A 1,278-nucleotide genomic window follows, 5' to 3' on the forward strand; every position below is an offset into this window, starting at 1 on the left:
TCGATTTTGGGTTGGCCCGGTTGCTCCTTTGATCGCGGGCCACCACGCCCGGTATATGCGGATGGGTCCGCAAGCTATTGCAGAGGGCTTACGACAGAATCGCAATACCCTATGGTGGAGGGCTCCGGAGGCCTGGCGAACCTGCCGTCTTTCACCGGTCGTGGCTGTACCTTTAGATACCTCTTCAGCAAGTCATTGATATATAACGACTTAATTTCGAGACGACGGATGCTGAGTTTTTCGAATCAAACTTGATTTTTAGTATTCCCACGCCCTCCCGTATTGGTCTATCAGACGCCGACGGCAGATATTGCCGAAGCGACAACTCGAAATGAACCCGGCTGCACCATGGCCGCGGCACACCAGCGCGACCTGCATCGGGATCGCGCCCCGGAAGATATTGCTGGGAGAGGTCAGAGGAAATGTAGGAACGCTGAAAAATAGAGAAGGCCGACTACGATCACGCAGAGAAAATCCATGTCGAAAAAAAACAGAGCGTGGGTAAACCCCAAAGGCATAGGAATAGAACACTTTCGATCATGTGGATTTTAAATGCATCCCCTCCAAGATTGACGGAGTGAATTGATTAGATCGACCTCCACCTAAATCAAAGTCGCTACGTAGTGCGCCCTGATCGCGCAGGGAACCCGGACGGCCGGACCTAGGTTCTGGATCGCCTGCCAACATGAAAGAAATACAATAATGAATCACATGCTGAAACAGGTAGTTTTCCTGGATCGAAAACCCTACTCCACCATCGGGCCCCTTCTCACGGAGGGAGACGATCTGCTGTCTGCCCAGGCAATTCACTATGGCACTGAGCTTTCGGACATGGCCAATTTTGCGAAAAGAGAAGGTCTCATCGCTGAGGATGACCCTGCGCTTTGCGCGGAGGCCGTCTCCAGGGATGCATCAATTGGTGCGGCACGTCCCCGTCTTGCCGAGGAGGTCCATACGCATCTGAAAAAGATCCGTAACGTTGAGCCTGTCGCAGCTGCGCAACTCTTCGGTATCCTGTCTGAGATCGAAACGAGGCTTGCGCCCGGTCTCGGAAAGCCTTTCACGCCGGATCTCGCCGCTGACCTCGCCCGTCATTTGGAGCGCGCCATGTTTTTCATGTCGGGCCCCCGGGTTCTCCTCGAAGAGACTGCCGTTCTGGTGGCGCGCTTGAGCGACACCGCCGTCCTCTCCATGCGCCATGCTAAATTCGACGGGTTCTGCAGCGAACTCACGATCGTTTCGAGAAGGCCGGATATGCGGGAGGTCGCACGCGGTCTG

At 54.7% G+C, this 1,278-nt stretch carries 1 protein-coding gene; it reads left to right on the top strand.

Features of this window, described 5'->3' with window-relative positions:
* Window positions 1-702: 702 nt before the first annotated feature.
* A partial coding sequence (locus FD715_RS22645; RefSeq protein ID WP_189799605.1) for a hypothetical protein occupies window positions 703-1,278 on the top strand: 576 nt, incomplete at its 3' end.

The sequence above is a fragment of the Tateyamaria sp. syn59 genome (genome assembly GCF_007995245.1).
Taxonomy (GTDB): domain Bacteria; phylum Pseudomonadota; class Alphaproteobacteria; order Rhodobacterales; family Rhodobacteraceae; genus Tateyamaria.